Genomic DNA, 14,954 nt, shown 5'->3' with positions numbered 1-14,954 from the left:
CGCCGGGGAAGAGGACGACGCGCCCGCGAGGACGGCGACGCCCGCCCAGCGAACGACCGGGCGGAGTCGGTCGGCGACGGCGGTGAGTCCGAGTCGCAGGCGACGCGCCGCGACGCGTCGAGCGTCTCGGTGTCGGTGACGAAACTGGAGAACAGAAATGAGACGCCGACGACGCCGCCGCCGGAGAGGAGGACCAGCCAGAACGGCGCCGGCACCGTGCGAAGCGACCCGGCGAGGGACCCGGCGTGCGCCACCACCGGGCGGGAGAGCGTCGCCGCTCCGAGGACGACGGCGCAGAGGCGGAGCGCGCGAACGAGGGGGCGAGACATCGGCGTGCCGGCGCGTCAGAACGCTCCGAACAGTTTGAGGGCGACGGCGAGGACGAACAGCGACCCGATGGCCCACGCGCCGAGGAGGGCGGCCTGCGCGTTCTTCAGTCCGCGGTTCCGCGCGGAGACGAACGTCCCGTAGAAGACGTAGGACGCGAACACGAGTATCGTCGCCGCGAGGAGGAAGCCGCCGCCGAGGGCGGCCATCCCCGACACCTCCGCGCCGCCGACGAACAGGACGGTCGCGCCGCCGAACGCGAGGGCGGCGACGAGGAACGCGACGGTCCACACCATCGGACTGTCCGCGCCGCGACTCACCACCGACCGACCCCCGCCCGTCGTCGACCCGCCGGCGACGGAGTACTGCCGCCACCCCCGGCCCGTGAGGGCGACGACGGCGGCTATCAGCGCGACCCCGAGTACGAAGCTGACCACCAGCGATTCTTGCGCCATGTCAACACTCACCTATCACGAACGATTGTTCGGTATCCATCATAAACCGTTCGCTCGTCGCACACCGGGACTCGAACGCGGTGGGCGGGCGGTAGCGGCTCGGAAACGGGCGTTCGATCCGCCAGAACTCGGCCGGATCGGCAATCGGCGAAACGTGATTCTTAAGGGTCGCACGAGAGATGTACCGCGTATGAGTGACGAACAGCAGGCGGAAGCCGAAGAGCAGGCAGACGCCGATGCAACGGAGGACGTCGAAGAAGAGGTCGCCGAGGAGGAGACCGAGGGCGGAATTCAGGACGGCGACTTCGTCCGACTCGCCTACACGGTCCGGACGGTCGAAGACGACACCGTCGTCGACACGACCGACGAAGCGGTGGCCGAAGAGGCCGAGATAGACACCGACGAGTACGAGTTCGAACCGCGAACCATCATCGTCGGTGCGGGCCACATCTTCGAGTCGGTGGACGACGACTGATCGGCGCCGAAGTCGGCGACACGGGCACGGTCGACATCCCCGCCGCCGAGGCGTTCGGCGAGTTCGACGACGACGAGGTTCGCACGGTCAGCGCGAACAAGATCGACGAGGACGACCGCTACCCCGGCGCGCAGGTGCAGGTCGACGGCGACCAGGGCCGCGTCGAGACCATCATCGGCGGCCGCGCCCGCGTCAACTTCAACCACCCCCCTCGCCGGCGAGGACCTCGAGTACGAGTACGAGATTCTCGAACTCGTCGAGGACCGCGAGGAGCAGGCCGGCGGTCTGCTCGGGATGTACCTCCAGCAGGTACCCGAGGTCTGGATCCAGACGGACGAGGTCGAAGAAGAGCAGGTCGTCGAGTCCGACGACGAGGACGACGACTCCGAACCCGAGACGGAGACGGTCACCGTCGAGAAGGAGACGCTGTACATCGAGGCCACCCAGCAGATGACGATGAACCAGCAGTGGATGTTCTCGAAGCAGCAGATTGCGCAGGACCTCATGGACCGTCTGGACCTCGACCGCGTCATCGTCCAGGAGACCATCGAGGGCATGGGCGGCATGATGGGCGGCATGGGCGGTATGATGGGCGGCATGGGCGGCGCGGGCGGCGCCGACGCCGAGGACATCGAGGAAGCCATCGAGGACGTCGACGTCGACGCCGACGAACTCGTCGAAGAACTCGAAGGCGACGAAGAGTAACTCCCCGCGGGCGAATCCACGCATTCTTTTGCCGGTCGCGACGACTGACCCGACAGCGATGTCCGACGACTCGGCCGCGACGCTCGCAGTGCCCGACGACCTGAAGGTGGCCGCCGTCGCCGCGGCGTGTACGGTCGGGTTGACGCTCGTCCTCCGGTTCGTCCTCGCCCGCGACGCGCCGTACGTCGTCCGCCTGCTTCCTCTCGTCCCGTACTTCGCCGCCGTGTTCACGCGCCGCCTCGACCTCGGGGCGTTCGACACCGTGCGGAACTGGTCGGCGCTGACGCTCGCGGTGACGCTCGGAACGATACTCTACTACGCGGTGTAGGCGGCGGCCGACGGGTCAGGCGATGTCCCTGCTGGTGTCCACGGCGACTTCGTCCGCGAGGCGGAGTTTGATGGTCTCCTCGGGGGCGCGGCCGCCGCGGAACTTCGGGACGGCGAGGCGGTTCTCTATCTCCGCGCCGTCGACGGCGGTCCGGAGGTCGAACACCACGTCCGCCATGTGTTTGGTGTACTTCCGGTTGGAGGGGTCCTCGCCCTTCATGCCGTGGAGGATGGCGAGTCCACCCGTGTTGACCATGTGCGTCTGCAGGTCGTTCAGGAACGCACGATACCGGACGGCGTCGGACGCCTCCAGCACGTCGACGACGTCGACGACGAGGTTCGCCCGTTCCGGCAGGTCGTGGACGAGGCGATTCGCCACGTCCAGAGGCGCTTCGCCGCCCACGCTGCGTACGGTTGGCGACCCCGCCCGTCCCAGCGTCCGGTCGATGGCGTCCCGCACCGCCTGGTCGGACCGGAGCGTCGTGAGGTACAGCGTCCCGCGGACGGCGGTGAGTTCGTAGAGGAACAGTTCCGACTGGCTCGCGGGGTCCGCGTCGAGGTAGACGATGCTCCCCGCCGGGAGGCCGCCGCCCAGTTCTCGGTCGAGAACCGTGATGCCAGTCGAGAGTCTGTCCGACACGACAGAGAGTATGACTGTCAGGGTTCATAGCTCTTTGCTAGCCTGTAAATTTTCTGCCACGTTCCGGTAGGCGCGACGCACGGCGTCGGCATCGAGGACGGGCGGGTCCGCGGGCGGGACGGTACCGAGGACCGGACAGCCGAGCAGCGATTCGACGCCCGAGGGGACGACGCGCGACCGGACGAGGACGGCGCCGGCGACGCGCGTGCCGAGGGCGTCGGCCATCGCGACGGTCTTCACCGTGTCGCGCAGGGCGGGCGCGCACGGCGGCGTCACCACGAGTGCGGCGTCCGCCTCGCGGAGGGGGGGCGGCGGCGTCCGGGCCCGCACCGGCGGGACAGTCGAGCAACGTCGCCTCAGTCGGCACGTCCCGGAGGCGTCGCAGGCGCGCCTCGGCGTCTCGCGAACGCGCCTCGCGTCCCTCGTCCCCGGTCGGCGGGGCCGGGTAGACGGTTACGCTCTCGTCGTCGGGGTGGGGTGTCCGCGACGGTCCGAGGGGGCGTCGCGCGGACGCCCGCGAGGGCGTGGAGGTTCGGCATGTCCGTGTCGGCGTCGACGACGGCGGTGGCACCGTCGAGGGCGGCGGCGAGTCCGAGCGTCGTCGTCGTCTTCCCGCACCCGCCCTTGCCGCCGGCTATCGCGAGCATGGGGCGTCTGGTCCCCTCACCGTACAAAAAGTCGTGGCCGCGTCGAGCGCGCCCGGTTCAGTCCTGACAGCAACCGCCGGCCTCGCCGCCGAAGTCGACGGCGAGCGGTTCGGAGATGGCCTCGTTGACGGCTTCGAGTCGTTCCTGCAGGTCCGCCTGCGCCTCGAGATACTCCGCCATCACCGGCTTCGAGTGCAGGTCCTGCTGTGCGGACTGGACCTTCTGGAGGGCTTCCTGCGTCGCCTCCCCCGTCTGGCGCGCCATCATGAACTCCTCGCGGAGACGCTGGAACTCCCGAATCTCCGCCTGTATCTCCTCGTCGTTCTCGACGGCCGCCTTCGCCTCCTCGAACGCCTCGTACTCGGGCGTCGCCGCGATGGCCTCGCCGAGTTCCTGCCCGAGTTCGTCGAGTCGGTCCGTCTGGATGCTCATAGACGGTGTTAGGAGCCGATTCGTTTGAACTTGCCGGAGGCGGAACGGTCGCGCGTCGGTCGCGCCGCCGCGCGTACCGCCGCCCGGGTCGGACGCGCCGGCGTGACGGAGCGGGGCGGTGCGGGAGACACCAGTGACTGTATCGTCCGATTATAGGTCAGTTATACGGACAGTACCAATGTAGGGAGAGTGTGATTCCGTCTCAACGAGCATGACTGGGTGTGGGAGCGGCGACACGACAGACCGGGGCGACGAACGGCACCGACGACCGAACATCGCGGCGAGTACCGCGACGGGGGGGTGCCCGTGACGAGTCCGCCGCCGACCCCGCTGTGGGTCTCCCCGGCCGAACTGGTCGTCCTCCTCCGCCCGTACGCGTCGTACATCCTGCCCGGCGTCTTCTTCGGCTTCTTCCTCGCCGGGGCCGCCGCCGTCGCCCTCGGCGACAGGTGGCGTTCGCGGCAGGCGTTCGTCGGGTGCTTCTTCGCCGGACTGGTCGTAGTCAACTTCGTCGTCCCGATGGCGCCGCTCCCGTTCGTCTCGTGGGGTCACTTCTCGGAACCGACCTCCGAGGTGGAGACGTACACGGAGATACGCATCGTCGACGCGTCCGGCAACGAGGTGAAGATGGACGACCGCATGACGCTCGAGTTCGACGCGGTGTCGACCGGGCCGATGATTCGGCAGATACGGAGCGACGACAGCGACACGGGCGACGAGGCCGCGGCGCGGCACCTCCTCCGGCAGGCGCGGGCGTACCGGGCCGAGGTGGCCAGCGGGCAGACGGACGCGTTGCGATTCCCCCACCACGGGCTGACGAGCGTGTGGACGCCGTCGTTACTCGAGGGCTACGACCGGTTCGTGGGGGTGCGGATGTACGAGATGACGTTCGTCACCTCGCCGGACGGGACGGAAGTGGTCCGCTACGACGAGACGCTGGTGTTCGAGTCGTTCCCCTCCGGTGAGGCCGCACCGGCGCCGCCGTCGAACCGCTCGGCTCCCACGCGCTCGATGAACCGAACCGGGTCGGGGAACCGGAGCAGTCTCGCCCCGTCGGGGGTGAGCGTCTGATGTTCGTCAACTACTTCGACGACGACGGCCGCTCCTCGCCGCTCAACCTCGCCGCGGGTCGGTTGCTGCTGGGCTGCTGGCTCGTCTGGAAGACGGTCTGGTACGACTGGGCCGGCGTGCTGGACGTGCCGTTCCGCGCGATGGCGAACCCGCGGTACGAGTGGGCGATTCCGACCGGGATGCCTTGGCTGCTCACCGTCGAGAAGTGGCTCCTCGTCGGACTGGTGCTGCTCGTGGTCGTCGGCTACCGGCTTCGCGTCACCGGCGTGGCGAGTTCGTTCCTGCTCGCCCACCTCGCCACCGTCCGCTCGACGCTCGTCAACACCGGCGAGGTCGACAGCCTGTTCATCGGCTCGGTGCTCCTGCTGTTCTTCGCCCTGTACCCCGACGACGACGCGCTCTCGGTGGACGGGCTTCGAGCGGTTCGGACCCGCTCGCTCGACTCGCTCGTCGACCTCCTGCAGTCCGAGGACGACCGCCGGTACCGGATGCCGGCGCTGAAGTACGCGCTGCTGACGCTCGCGCTGCTGTTCTTCAGCACCGGCGTGAGCAAGGTCGTCGACGGCGGCGGACTCGGCTTCGTCGCCCCCGACAACCTGGCCCGACTCGTCCTCGTCCGGTCCTACGTCTACCCCTGGCACGACGTCCAGTTGGCCGTCGTCGACTACCCCCTTCTGGGCGTCCTTGGAGGAATCGGGACGCTCGTCCTCGAACTCGGGTTCCTCGCCGCGGTCCTCGCCGGCCTCTCCGTCACGCCGTTCGTCCTCGGTCTCGTCGCCTTCACCCTGTCGAACGTGGTGTTGCTGGGAATCTTCTTCGTCGACAACCTGTTCTTCCTGGCGCTGTTCGCCGCCTTCGACCGCGCCTACGCCCGACTCGCGGTCGACCGGGACCTCGACCTCGTCTTCGACGAGCACTGCCTGTTCTGCGCGCGGTCGCTGTACCCCGTCAAACTGCTGGACGTGACGGACTCGGTCACCTTCTACACGCAGTACGACGCGCCCGACGAGTACGCGGCCCGACCGGGCGTCGACTTCGAGCGCGCGATGTTCGTGTTCGACGGCGCCGACACCTACGAGGGCTACGACGCCTTCCGAGAACTGCTCGGACAGAACCGCCTGTTTCACCCGCTGGCGTGGCTGATGGCTCGCGGACCCGTCCAGTCGGTCGGCCGCCGCGTGTACCGGTACGTCGCGGACAATCGCAGCCGTCACTTCGCCTGCCGCCCGGCGCATCTGGATTGACCGGCCATACGCAGATGGATTGACCGACCGTTCGGGGTGGACTGACAGACCGTCCCCGGGACGACTGGCAGACCGTTCCCGGGACGCGACACCCGCCCGTCCCGGTCGGCGGTGACGCGCGCCCGTCGAGAGGGGAAAGAGTCGTTGCGCTCGGCGTGCTACGTGAGCACATGCCAGCCGTCCCGGTGCGGACGTCGAGGGGTGGCTCCGCCGCCTCGGCGAAGACGCGTTCACGGCGTTCGTCACGGACCTGTACGCCAGTCGGGGCCGAGCGGTGACCGTCCGCGACGACGGCGCCGTCGTCCTCGCCGACGAGGGGCGCGTGCTGGCACCCGTCGCAAGCGCGTGGCGACTCAGGAACCCGCGCGTCCCCGCCGACGCGGACGCTGTCGTCGCGGCGCGTCCGACGCCGCGCATCGACCGACTGGCCGCCCGCGAGGGACTGACGCTCGTCGGTCCCGCGGACCTCAGGAACCTGGCGCTCTACGGTATCGACCGACGGGACGCCGAGCGACTGTTCGCGACGCACTTCGACGCGTCACCGGTCGTCGCCGGGCCGGTCCCCGGGAACGACGACGACGGCACCCTCGCCGGGTCGGCGACGTGTCGGCGGCCAGCGTCGCCGCCGTCGTCATCGTCGCACTCGTCGTCGCGGCGCTTCTCGGGCCGTTCGGCCCGGGCGTCTCGCCGGCGGCGAACGACGCCGCGCAGGCCGAGTCCGGCCCCGTCGTCGTCGGCGCGTCCGTCCCCACCGACGACGGCGCGGAGACGACGCTGTTCCCGCCGGGAATCGGCGCGACGGGTGTGACGGACGCCGAGACGCTGGCCGACGCGCACGCCGACGCCGTCGCCGGGCGCTCGTACCGCATCGTCCTCAGGCAGTCGGGAACCGAAGACTGGAGCGGGCGCGTCTGGCGCGGCGTCTGGCAACAGGCGGAGGTGGAGGACCCCCGGCACTTCCGCTACACGGTCACCGGCTACGCCCGCGACCGGGCGGCGGAGTCGAGGTCCGGTGAGACGCCCGCGACCGACACCGACGACGACGGCGACGAACTGGTCCAGTACACCGCCTACGCCGACGGCGAGCAGATATTCGTCCGGGTCGACGGGCGGAACGAGTCGTTCTACCGGTACCCCGTCCGGATAGACGAGAACGGTCACGGTCTGTTCGAGCAACGGGCGTCGTCGGCCGTCGAGCGATACCTGACGCCTCCCGGACCCGCGTCACGCGCGTGGACGACACTCGCTACCCGTTCCGCGTCGTCGCCACCGGCACGCCGGAGTCGATTCCGCGCGCGGCGAACGTGAGCGACTACCGGGCCGAGGCGTCCGTCGGGTCCGACGGCTTCGTGTCGGTGCTCGTCGTCTCCTACGACCGGACCGTCGGCGACGAGACGCGAGAGGTGTCTTACCGGATGGAGTACGCGTCGATGGACGCGGTGACCGTCTCGCGCCCCCCGGTGGTACGACCGCGCGGTGAACGCGACGGCCCCCGACGCGGCGGCGGGCGTGCCCGTGTCCGGTTCGACGACCGCTGACGGGGCGGCCGAAAACGCGACGGTGGAGAACGCGACGGTGGAGAACGCGACGACGGAGAACGAGACGACGGAGAACGCGGCAACCGGCGGGACCGGAACGGCGACGGAGCCGGCGACCGAGAGTCGGACGACTGCGAACGCGACGACGTCCGCGCCGGACTGACTCCGTCCGCGTCGAGACGCCGTTCGCCGTCGGCGGGCGGTGGTTCGGGTTAGCGCTCCCGCAACTTGACGCCGAGCGTCGCGCGGCAGCCCTTACACAGCCAGAGGTCGTTCTTGCCCTTGGCGTACACCGACCCGGAGTCGACGCGCAGTTCGGGCACCGTCTTCGATTCGAGGCTCTCCTCGCCCGTTATCTCCGCCCCGCACTCGGGACACTCGGTGAGCGCTTCCTCGTCCTCGTGTTCGTGCTCCCCCTCGTGTTCGTGTTCTTCTGACGACATACACTATGGTACTTCCTACCACGATATAAACTGTCGCGAGTCCTGCGTCCGCCGCACACGTCTCCGAACGGGCCGCGGAGGGGTGGAACCGCCGACGTTATCCCTCCCGACTCGCAAGAGAGGTGCAATGAGTCAGACGCGACGTCGGAGGGGGACCTCAGAAACACCGGGATGTCGTTGCGGCACGACCGCGAGTGGGACTACGAACTCGAGCGAATCGTCGAGGAAGTCGAAGAGCGCGACGCGAGTCGCGTCGGCCTGCAGTTCCCCGAGGGACTGAAGCGCCGCGGCCCGGCGGTCGCAGACGACCTGCGCGCCCTGTGCGACGACGACGTGACGTTCATGCTGTCGGGCCAGCCCTGTTACGGCGCCTGCGACCTCGACACCTACCTGATGCGCCGGACGGACGTGTTCGTCCACTTCGGGCACTCGCCGATGAAGGAGTCCGACAAGATAATCTACGTCCCGCTGTTCTCGAACGTCGACCCGTTCCCCATCCTCGAGGAGTCGCTGGCGGAACTGGAGGGCGACGAGGTGGGACTGGTGACGACAGCCCAGCACATGAACCGCTTCGAGGACATGTGCGACTGGCTCGAAGAGCGCGGTTACGACGTGCACACGCGCCGCGGCGACGACCGACTCTCCCACGAGGGGCAGGTGCTCGGCTGCAACTACGCCTCCGCCGACATCGACGCCGACCAGGTGCTGTACGTCGGCGGCGGGAAGTTCCACCCGCTCGGACTGGCGATGGAACACCCCGACAAGAAGGTGGTCATCGCCGACCCCGTGAACAACGTCGTCACCATCGCCGACACGGAGAAGTTCATGAAGCAGCGCTACGCCTCCGTCCACAAGGCGATGGACGCCGAAAAGTGGGGCGTCATCTTCTGCACGAAGATCGGTCAGGGCCGCATGGAGATAGCCGAGCAGATAATCGCGGACAACGACGACGCCTACCTCATCACGATGGACGAGGTGACGCCGGACCGCCTCCGCAACTTCGACATGGACGCGTTCGTCAACACCGGCTGTCCGCGCATCACCACCGACGACGGTCCGCGCTTCCACAAGCCGATGCTGACGCCGCAGGAGTACCGCATCGCCGTCGGCGACGAACCCCTCGACGCGCTGGAGTTCGACACGTTCCACGGCACCTGGTAGCTCGCTGAGAGCTCCACAAGCTCTTTATCTCCCTCTGCGGTCTCTCCGTCTGTGCCCTCCAGTACACACAGACGCTCGATAGTGACGCTCACGGCCGCTCTCGCGGTCGGACTCGGCTGCCTCGTCGCCGACCCGGCGGCCGCCCAGTCGATTCCCGACACGCCGCGCCGACCCGTCTACGGCCCCGTCCTCGCCTTCGTCGCCGGACTGGCCGTCAACCTCGTCCTCGGAGCCATCGTCGTCGGCGTCGCCCCGGACTACTCCGAAGCCATCGTCCGGCGCATCCGCTCGGAACCGGTCGAGTCGTTCGTCTTCGGCATCGCGACGCTGATAGCGACTCTCGTCGTGGCGGTTCTGCTCGCCATCACCATCATCGGCCTCGTCGTCCTCGTCCCCGGCGCGTTCCTCCTCGCCATCGTCGGCCTCGTCGCGAACGTCCTCGCGACGGTGACCGTCGGTGCCGTCGCCACCGGGTGGTCCGAGGGGTCGTCGCTGTGGACCAGCGTCGCCGTCGGCGCCGTCGTCGTCGCCCTGCTGACGGCGATTCCCGTCGTCAGCGACCTCACGAACTTCGTCCTCGGGACGTTCGGCATGGGCGCCATCGCGGCGCGCGTCTGGGAGCGACGGCGGGGCTGACGCCCGCGGCGCGCTAGTTCTCGCGACGTTTCTGCCGTCTCCGTCACCGTTTCGTTCGGTTCGGGTCTCGGTTCCGTCGTTCGTGGTGTCAGCGGCCAGAACCGAAGACGCTCGCTCCCGGACCGCGTTCGCTCAGCCGTCGACCGCGCTCTCGACGTACTCGACCGCTTCAGCGGGCGTCTCGCACGCCTCGACGCCGCGCACCTCGTGGGTCCCCAACCCCGCGATGGGTCGGTCGAAGACGAGCGAGAACCCGATTTCCGAGAGGGTGCCGCCGGCACCGTCGATGGCCACCGCGGCGTCGCCGTTCATGACGACCAGCGCGTTTCGGCCGTGGCCGAGGCCCGTCGCGATGGGGGTGTCGACGTAGTCGTTGGCGTCGGCGCGGCGGTCCGTCGGGAGGATGCCGATGGTGTCGCCGCCGGCCGCCTTCGCGCCGCGACAAGCCGCCTCCATGACGCCGCCGAGGCCGCCGCAGACGACGGTGTGTCCTCGCCGGGCCACGACGCGACCCGTTTGGGCCGCCGTCTCTCGGGCATCGTCCGCGACGGTGCCGCCGCCGATGATACTGATTCGCATGGCTGTCGGGTCGGCGGCGTCGCTGGTACGTGTTTCGTTCGACCGAGTCGAAAAACCGACGGCCGAGTTCGTCGGCACGTGCCGCGAATGCGGCGTCTGTGCGGGGGCGGTTCGAGAGCGGGGGCGGGCGTCGCCGACCGAACGCGCTCAGTCGAGGTCGGTGGCCGGGGGTTCGGGGTCCCACGACCCGAGTAAGCGCATCGTCGCGTCCATCTCCGAGAAGTCGGCGGTCTGTCTATGATGAACTGACATTACACGACGAACGACACGGGTGAAGAATAAATAGCTTGTGCCGGGTATTGGTTTGCTAACCGGTAGTGGTAGGTAGATTATTTAGACACTTCTCGGTTATAGAGGTACTACCAACAACGAACGTTGCGTTCGTTGGGCACAGTTACCGCTCCGAGACGGTCCGGCGCCCGAACCCGACTGTGAACTGACACTACTGTCGGTCTCACTGGCGCATCGACGTTCGCACTCGTCGCACATGAGTGTTCGTGCCGATTGGGGGGCGGTTCGTCCGGTCCGCAACACTTAGCCTCCGCCCGGACGCAGCCACCGACATGAGTGTGAGCGACTGGAGCGATTGGCTCCCGCGCGCGGTCGAAGACGCGTCGCCGGACACGGTGTCCATCTGGTACCTCGGCTGTAACGGCTTCTTCCTGAAGGGTAGCGACGGGACGACGCTCGCCATCGACCCGTACGTCGGCCACGGCGACCCGCCGCGCACCGTCCGGATGATACCGGTGCCGTTCGACCCCGCCGACGTGACCGAGATGGACGCCGTCCTCGCGACGCACGAGCACACGGACCACGTCCACGGGCCGAGTCAAGCGCCCATCCTCGAATCGACGGGCGCGCAGTTCTACGCCCCCGACGACTCCCTCGACGTGGTCTTCGAGGACGAGGCGTGGACGGACGACTACGACGTCGAGGAGGGGCAGTTCACCGAAGTCGCGGAGGGCGACACGTTCGAGGTGGGCGAGTTCACGATTCACGTCGAACACGCGCACGACCCCGACTCGACGCACCCGGTGTCCTACGTCGTCGAACACGAGTCGGGCACGTTCTTCCACGGCGGCGACACCAAGCCGTCCGACGAGTTCGAGACGCTGGGGGAGGCGTACGACATCGACCTGGGCGTCCTCGCGTTCGGCGCCGTCGGCAACATCGACGACAAGGAGACGGGCGAACCGGTCCGCACGAAGTGGTACTCGACGGAGAACGAGGCCGTGAAGGCGGCTTCAGACCTCCAGTTCGACCGCTTCCTCCCGAGTCACTGGGACATGTGGAAGGGCATGACCGCCGACCCGACGGTGCTCCACCACCACGCGAAGAGTTACGAGTATCCGAAGCACCTCGAAGTGGTCGAGATAGGCGACCGGGTCGAACTGTAGTCGACGGCGCGGAGCATCCCTTTCTCAAATATCATATTTTCCCCGGTTGTTTTATGTCACCCCTTTCGGTAAGAACCGACATGAGTCGTGAGTCCGACGTTGGGGGGCCGGTGTACGTCTCGAACGGAGACGTTCAGGTGGAGAAGTCGTTCGTCGCCGACGAGTTCCCGGTACCCGCAATCAAGTTCCGCATCACATCCGACAGCGAGGAGTCCGCGCACGTCCGCATCGTCGACCAGATTCCGGACGACTTCCCCATGGAAGGAGTCGGGTTCCACCCCGACTTCGAGAGCGAAAACTGGGCGGCGTACAAGGACCACCGCGTCGAGTACGAACGCCTCCCCCCGACGGAGTTCGTCCCCTCGCCCGGACAGGGCGCTATCGCCGTCACCACCCGAAGCGACCACGAGCAGTTAGACCGGATACGCGAGGCGCTGGACGACCCGCGGACGCGCGTGACGACCACCGTCGAGCGGACCGTCCTCGCGGAACTCGGCGGCGGATGTATCGCCCCCATCGGCGTCCACGCGAAACTGCAGGGCGAGTACGTCCACGTCACCGCGCGCGTCCTCTCGGCCGACGGCACCGAGGAGGTGAAGGCGAGTCGCGACCTGCCGGTGCGCGACCACGCGAACGCGGCCGCCGAGTTCGCCGACTCGCTGGCCGACCGGGGTGCGGCCGACCTCATCGCCGCGGCGCGGGACGACGCGGACGCGACAGCGTCGGCGGTGGGGCACGCACCGAGACGGACGACGAGCGAAGCGAACTCGACGCCGACGGCGAGGTGGACGGGGCGTGACGGCCGTCGGCACCGTCTACCTCGTCGGCAGCGGTCCGGGCGACCCGGACCTGATGACGGTGAAGGCCGCGCGTCTGCTGGAGACGGCGGACGTGGTGCTGCACGACAAGCTCCCCGGCCCGGAGATTCTGGAGCGCATCCCGGAGGAGAAACGGGAGGACGTGGGCAAGCGCGCCGGCGGCGAGTGGACGCCGCAGGAGTACACGAACAAGCGACTGGTCGAACTCGCCCGCGAGGGCAAGACCGTCGTCCGCCTGAAGGGCGGCGACCCGTTCGTCTTCGGCCGCGGCGGCGAGGAGATGGAACACCTCGCCGGCGAGGGAATCCCGTTCGAGGTGGTGCCCGGAATCACGTCGGCCATCGGCGGACCGGGGACGGCGGGCATCCCCGTCACCCACCGCGACCACGCCTCCTCCGTCTCGTTCGTCACGGGCCACGAGGACCCGACGAAGGAGGAGTCCGCGGTGAACTGGGAGGCGCTGGCGGCCACGGGCGGCACCCTCGTCGTCCTGATGGGCGTCGGGAAACTGCCGGACTACACCGCCGCGCTCCGGGACGCCGGGATGGACCCCGAGACGCCCGTGGCACTGGTCGAACGCGCGACGTGGCCCGAGATGCGCGTCGCCACCGGCACCTTAGAGACCATCGTCGGCGTCCGCGACGAGGCGGAGGTAGAGCCGCCGGCCGTCACCGTCGTCGGCGAGGTGGCCGCGACGCGCGAACGCGTGGTCGAGTTCCTCCGAAATCGGACGGGCGAACTGGACTCGCCGGACGCGGCGTCGACGCCCGAGGGCGAGGGGGGAGACGGAGTGAGCCAGGCAGGTCCGCGTGGCCGTCTTCCGCCCGGACGACGACCGGATGGCCGACGCCGTCGAACTGCTGGACTCGCTGGGCGCGACGCCCGTCCCCGACCCGATGCTCGCCGTCGAACCGACCGGCGCGACGCCCGAACCGGGCGCGTACGTCGTCCTCACGAGCAAGACGGGCGTCGAACTGCTCGCCGAGTCGGGATGGGACCCCGGCGACGCCGCGCTGGTCTGCATCGGTCCCGCGACGGCCGACGCCGCCCGCGACGCCGGGTGGACCGTCGACGTCGTCCCCGCGGAGTACACCTCGGCGGGACTGGTCGAACGCCTGCGAGACGAGGTGGCGGGCGCGACGGTGGAAGTCGCCCGGAGCGACCACGGCAGCGACGTGCTCACCGACGGTCTGCGCGAGGCGGGCGCGGACGTCCACGAGACGGTGCTGTACCGACTCGTCCGTCCCGAGGGCGCGGGACAGTCGACGGTGATGGCCGCCGGCGGCGAGTTGGAGGGCGTCTGCTTCTCCTCCTCTTTGACCGTCGAGAACTTCCTCGACGCCGCCGCCGAACGCGGCGTGCGCGAGGAGGCCGTCGAGGGACTGAACGGACTCGTCGTCGCGTCATCGGGCCGCCGACGCGAGAGACGGCCGCGTCGCACGGCATCGACGTGGACGTGGTCCCCGAGAACGCCGACTTCGAGGAACTGGCCTGCGCCGTCGTCGAAGCGGCCGCACCGACGTACCACGAGTGACACCGTGAGAGGGGAACGCCTCTGGGCGCGGGCGACGACTGGAAGGTGCGCGTGAGCGAGTCGGGGTCGTGGCGGACCGTCGGCGTCGTCGCCGGGTGGCAGACGGCGGCCAGCCTCTGTTACTACAGCATCTTCGCCGCGACGGGCTTCCTCCGCGAGTCGTTCGGTCTCACGGAGTCGCTGGTCGGCGTCTTCCTCACCGCGGCGCTACTCGGCTACACGGTGTCGCTGTTCCCGAGCGGTGCCGCCGTGGACGGCTACGGCGAGAAGCCGGTGATGGCCGTCGGCCTCGTCGCCCTCGCCGCGGCCACCGTCGGCGTCTCCTTCGCGCCGAGTTACGCGCTGTTGCTCGTCGCCGGCGCGCTCCTCGGGGTGGCGTACTCAGTTGCGATGCCCGGCACGAACCGCGGCATCGTCGCCGGAGCGCCCCCCGGCCGGTCGAACCTCGCCATGGGGCTGAAACAGGTCGGCGTCACCGCCGGGAGCGGCGCGGCGTCGCTGCTCGTCACCGGCGTCGCCGCCGTC

General features: G+C 69.0%; 15 protein-coding genes and 6 pseudogenes. 14 read left to right on the top strand and 7 right to left on the bottom strand.

Annotated features, from left to right (window positions below; genetic code table 11):
* Together GJ632_RS10990 and GJ632_RS10985 are read right to left on the bottom strand one after the other, a co-directional pair.
* Positions 1-329: pseudogene (locus GJ632_RS10990) on the bottom strand (hypothetical protein); the annotation flags it as partial.
* 15 nt (positions 330-344) lie between these two features.
* Positions 345-782 (bottom strand): hypothetical protein, encoded by a 438-nt coding sequence (locus GJ632_RS10985; RefSeq protein ID WP_191452933.1) that lies wholly within the window; start codon positions 780-782, stop codon positions 345-347.
* A 190-nt stretch (positions 783-972) separates the two neighbouring features.
* Between GJ632_RS10985 and GJ632_RS10980 the strand changes: the two are divergent.
* A pseudogene (locus GJ632_RS10980) lies at positions 973-1,962 on the top strand (peptidylprolyl isomerase).
* Positions 1,963-2,020: 58 nt separating this feature from the next.
* On the top strand, positions 2,021-2,290 hold the full coding sequence (locus GJ632_RS10975; RefSeq protein WP_089810657.1) for a hypothetical protein: 270 nt from the start codon (positions 2,021-2,023) through the stop codon (positions 2,288-2,290).
* A gap of 15 nt (positions 2,291-2,305) precedes the next feature.
* Here the strand turns inward: GJ632_RS10975 and GJ632_RS10970 are convergent, their stop codons facing one another.
* The 3 genes and pseudogenes from GJ632_RS10970 to GJ632_RS10955 all read right to left on the bottom strand — a co-directional run bounded on the left by GJ632_RS10970 (position 2,306) and on the right by GJ632_RS10955 (position 4,008).
* A complete protein-coding gene (locus GJ632_RS10970) occupies positions 2,306-2,929 on the bottom strand; it encodes a transcriptional regulator (RefSeq protein ID WP_089810654.1) in 624 nt (207 codons plus the stop codon).
* A gap of 24 nt (positions 2,930-2,953) precedes the next feature.
* Positions 2,954-3,576, bottom strand: a pseudogene (locus GJ632_RS22090) (MinD/ParA family protein).
* 57 nt (positions 3,577-3,633) lie between these two features.
* On the bottom strand, positions 3,634-4,008 hold the full coding sequence (locus tag GJ632_RS10955) for a YlbF family regulator (RefSeq protein WP_191452929.1): 375 nt from the start codon (positions 4,006-4,008) through the stop codon (positions 3,634-3,636).
* Positions 4,009-4,308: 300 nt separating this feature from the next.
* Here GJ632_RS10955 and GJ632_RS10950 point away from each other — a divergent pair, with 300 nt between their 5' ends.
* From GJ632_RS10950 to GJ632_RS10930, 5 genes are all read left to right on the top strand, one after another.
* Positions 4,309-5,079 (top strand): hypothetical protein, encoded by a 771-nt coding sequence (locus tag GJ632_RS10950; protein WP_191452928.1) that lies wholly within the window; start codon positions 4,309-4,311, stop codon positions 5,077-5,079.
* Positions 5,079-6,323, top strand: coding sequence for a DCC1-like thiol-disulfide oxidoreductase family protein (locus tag GJ632_RS10945; RefSeq protein ID WP_191452927.1), 1,245 nt, complete (start codon positions 5,079-5,081; stop codon positions 6,321-6,323). The genes GJ632_RS10950 and GJ632_RS10945 overlap by 1 nt, the downstream gene beginning before the upstream one ends.
* 603 nt (positions 6,324-6,926) lie before the next feature.
* A complete protein-coding gene (locus tag GJ632_RS10940; protein WP_191452926.1) occupies positions 6,927-7,631 on the top strand; it encodes a hypothetical protein in 705 nt (234 codons plus the stop codon).
* The gene (locus GJ632_RS10935) at positions 7,628-7,861 is read left to right on the top strand and encodes a hypothetical protein (protein ID WP_197427968.1); all 234 of its coding nucleotides are present in this window, start codon (positions 7,628-7,630) and stop codon (positions 7,859-7,861) included. The genes GJ632_RS10940 and GJ632_RS10935 overlap by 4 nt, the downstream gene beginning before the upstream one ends.
* Positions 7,839-8,024, top strand: coding sequence for a hypothetical protein (locus GJ632_RS10930; protein WP_191452924.1), 186 nt, complete (start codon positions 7,839-7,841; stop codon positions 8,022-8,024). Before GJ632_RS10935 ends, GJ632_RS10930 begins: the two co-directional genes overlap by 23 nt.
* Before the next feature lie 49 nt (positions 8,025-8,073).
* On the opposite strand, the gene GJ632_RS10925 is transcribed toward GJ632_RS10930, so the two are convergent.
* Positions 8,074-8,304 carry a hypothetical protein gene (locus GJ632_RS10925; RefSeq protein ID WP_089810642.1) on the bottom strand — a complete coding sequence of 77 codons (231 nt, stop codon included), beginning with the start codon at positions 8,302-8,304 and terminating at the stop codon, positions 8,074-8,076.
* A 171-nt stretch (positions 8,305-8,475) separates the two neighbouring features.
* Between GJ632_RS10925 and dph2 the strand changes: the two genes are divergently transcribed.
* Both dph2 and GJ632_RS10915 read left to right on the top strand, forming a co-directional pair.
* Positions 8,476-9,465: a diphthamide biosynthesis enzyme Dph2 gene (dph2, locus tag GJ632_RS10920; RefSeq protein WP_191452923.1), complete on the top strand. Its 990-nt coding sequence runs from the start codon at positions 8,476-8,478 to the stop codon at positions 9,463-9,465.
* A 51-nt stretch (positions 9,466-9,516) separates the two neighbouring features.
* Positions 9,517-10,101: a hypothetical protein gene (locus GJ632_RS10915; protein ID WP_191452922.1), complete on the top strand. Its 585-nt coding sequence runs from the start codon at positions 9,517-9,519 to the stop codon at positions 10,099-10,101.
* Between the two features lie 132 nt (positions 10,102-10,233).
* Here the strand turns inward: GJ632_RS10915 and GJ632_RS10910 are convergent, their stop codons facing one another.
* Positions 10,234-10,680: a TIGR00725 family protein gene (locus GJ632_RS10910; protein WP_191452921.1), complete on the bottom strand. Its 447-nt coding sequence runs from the start codon at positions 10,678-10,680 to the stop codon at positions 10,234-10,236.
* Between the two features lie 563 nt (positions 10,681-11,243).
* On the opposite strand from GJ632_RS10910, the gene GJ632_RS10905 reads away from it, so the two are divergent.
* The 5 genes and pseudogenes from GJ632_RS10905 to GJ632_RS10885 all read left to right on the top strand — a co-directional run.
* Positions 11,244-12,077, top strand: a complete 834-nt coding sequence (locus tag GJ632_RS10905; RefSeq protein ID WP_191452920.1) for an MBL fold metallo-hydrolase — start codon at positions 11,244-11,246, stop codon at positions 12,075-12,077.
* A 320-nt stretch (positions 12,078-12,397) separates the two neighbouring features.
* A pseudogene (locus tag GJ632_RS10900) lies at positions 12,398-12,790 on the top strand (porphobilinogen deaminase); the annotation flags it as partial.
* Between the two features lie 139 nt (positions 12,791-12,929).
* A pseudogene (gene cobA, locus GJ632_RS10895) lies at positions 12,930-13,673 on the top strand (uroporphyrinogen-III C-methyltransferase); the annotation flags it as partial.
* Between the two features lie 61 nt (positions 13,674-13,734).
* Positions 13,735-14,429: pseudogene (locus GJ632_RS10890) on the top strand (uroporphyrinogen-III synthase).
* Positions 14,430-14,474: 45 nt separating this feature from the next.
* Positions 14,475-14,954, top strand: a 480-nt coding sequence (locus GJ632_RS10885; protein ID WP_343161132.1) for an MFS transporter, incomplete at its 3' end; no start/stop codon positions are given.

Source organism: Halogeometricum sp. CBA1124, from assembly GCF_009741955.1.
In the GTDB taxonomy this organism is placed as follows: Archaea; Halobacteriota; Halobacteria; order Halobacteriales; family Haloferacaceae; genus Halogeometricum; species Halogeometricum rufum.
Note: the sequence above shows the minus strand (reverse complement) of the source record. Positions and strands in the feature narration are given on the sequence as shown.

What these genes read in the sequence shown, in the direction of transcription:
- GJ632_RS10985 (WP_191452933.1), bottom strand. Translation starts at nt 782, where the DNA reads ATGGCGCAAGAATCGCTGGTGGTCAGCTTCGTACTCGGGGTCGCGCTG.
- GJ632_RS10975 (WP_089810657.1), top strand. Translation starts at nt 2,021, where the DNA reads ATGTCCGACGACTCGGCCGCGACGCTCGCAGTGCCCGACGACCTGAAG.
- GJ632_RS10955 (WP_191452929.1), bottom strand. Translation starts at nt 4,008, where the DNA reads ATGAGCATCCAGACGGACCGACTCGACGAACTCGGGCAGGAACTCGGC.
- GJ632_RS10945 (WP_191452927.1), top strand. Translation starts at nt 5,079, where the DNA reads ATGTTCGTCAACTACTTCGACGACGACGGCCGCTCCTCGCCGCTCAAC.
- GJ632_RS10925 (WP_089810642.1), bottom strand. Translation starts at nt 8,304, where the DNA reads ATGTCGTCAGAAGAACACGAACACGAGGGGGAGCACGAACACGAGGAC.
- dph2 (WP_191452923.1), top strand. Translation starts at nt 8,476, where the DNA reads ATGTCGTTGCGGCACGACCGCGAGTGGGACTACGAACTCGAGCGAATC.
- GJ632_RS10910 (WP_191452921.1), bottom strand. Translation starts at nt 10,680, where the DNA reads ATGCGAATCAGTATCATCGGCGGCGGCACCGTCGCGGACGATGCCCGA.
- GJ632_RS10905 (WP_191452920.1), top strand. Translation starts at nt 11,244, where the DNA reads ATGAGTGTGAGCGACTGGAGCGATTGGCTCCCGCGCGCGGTCGAAGAC.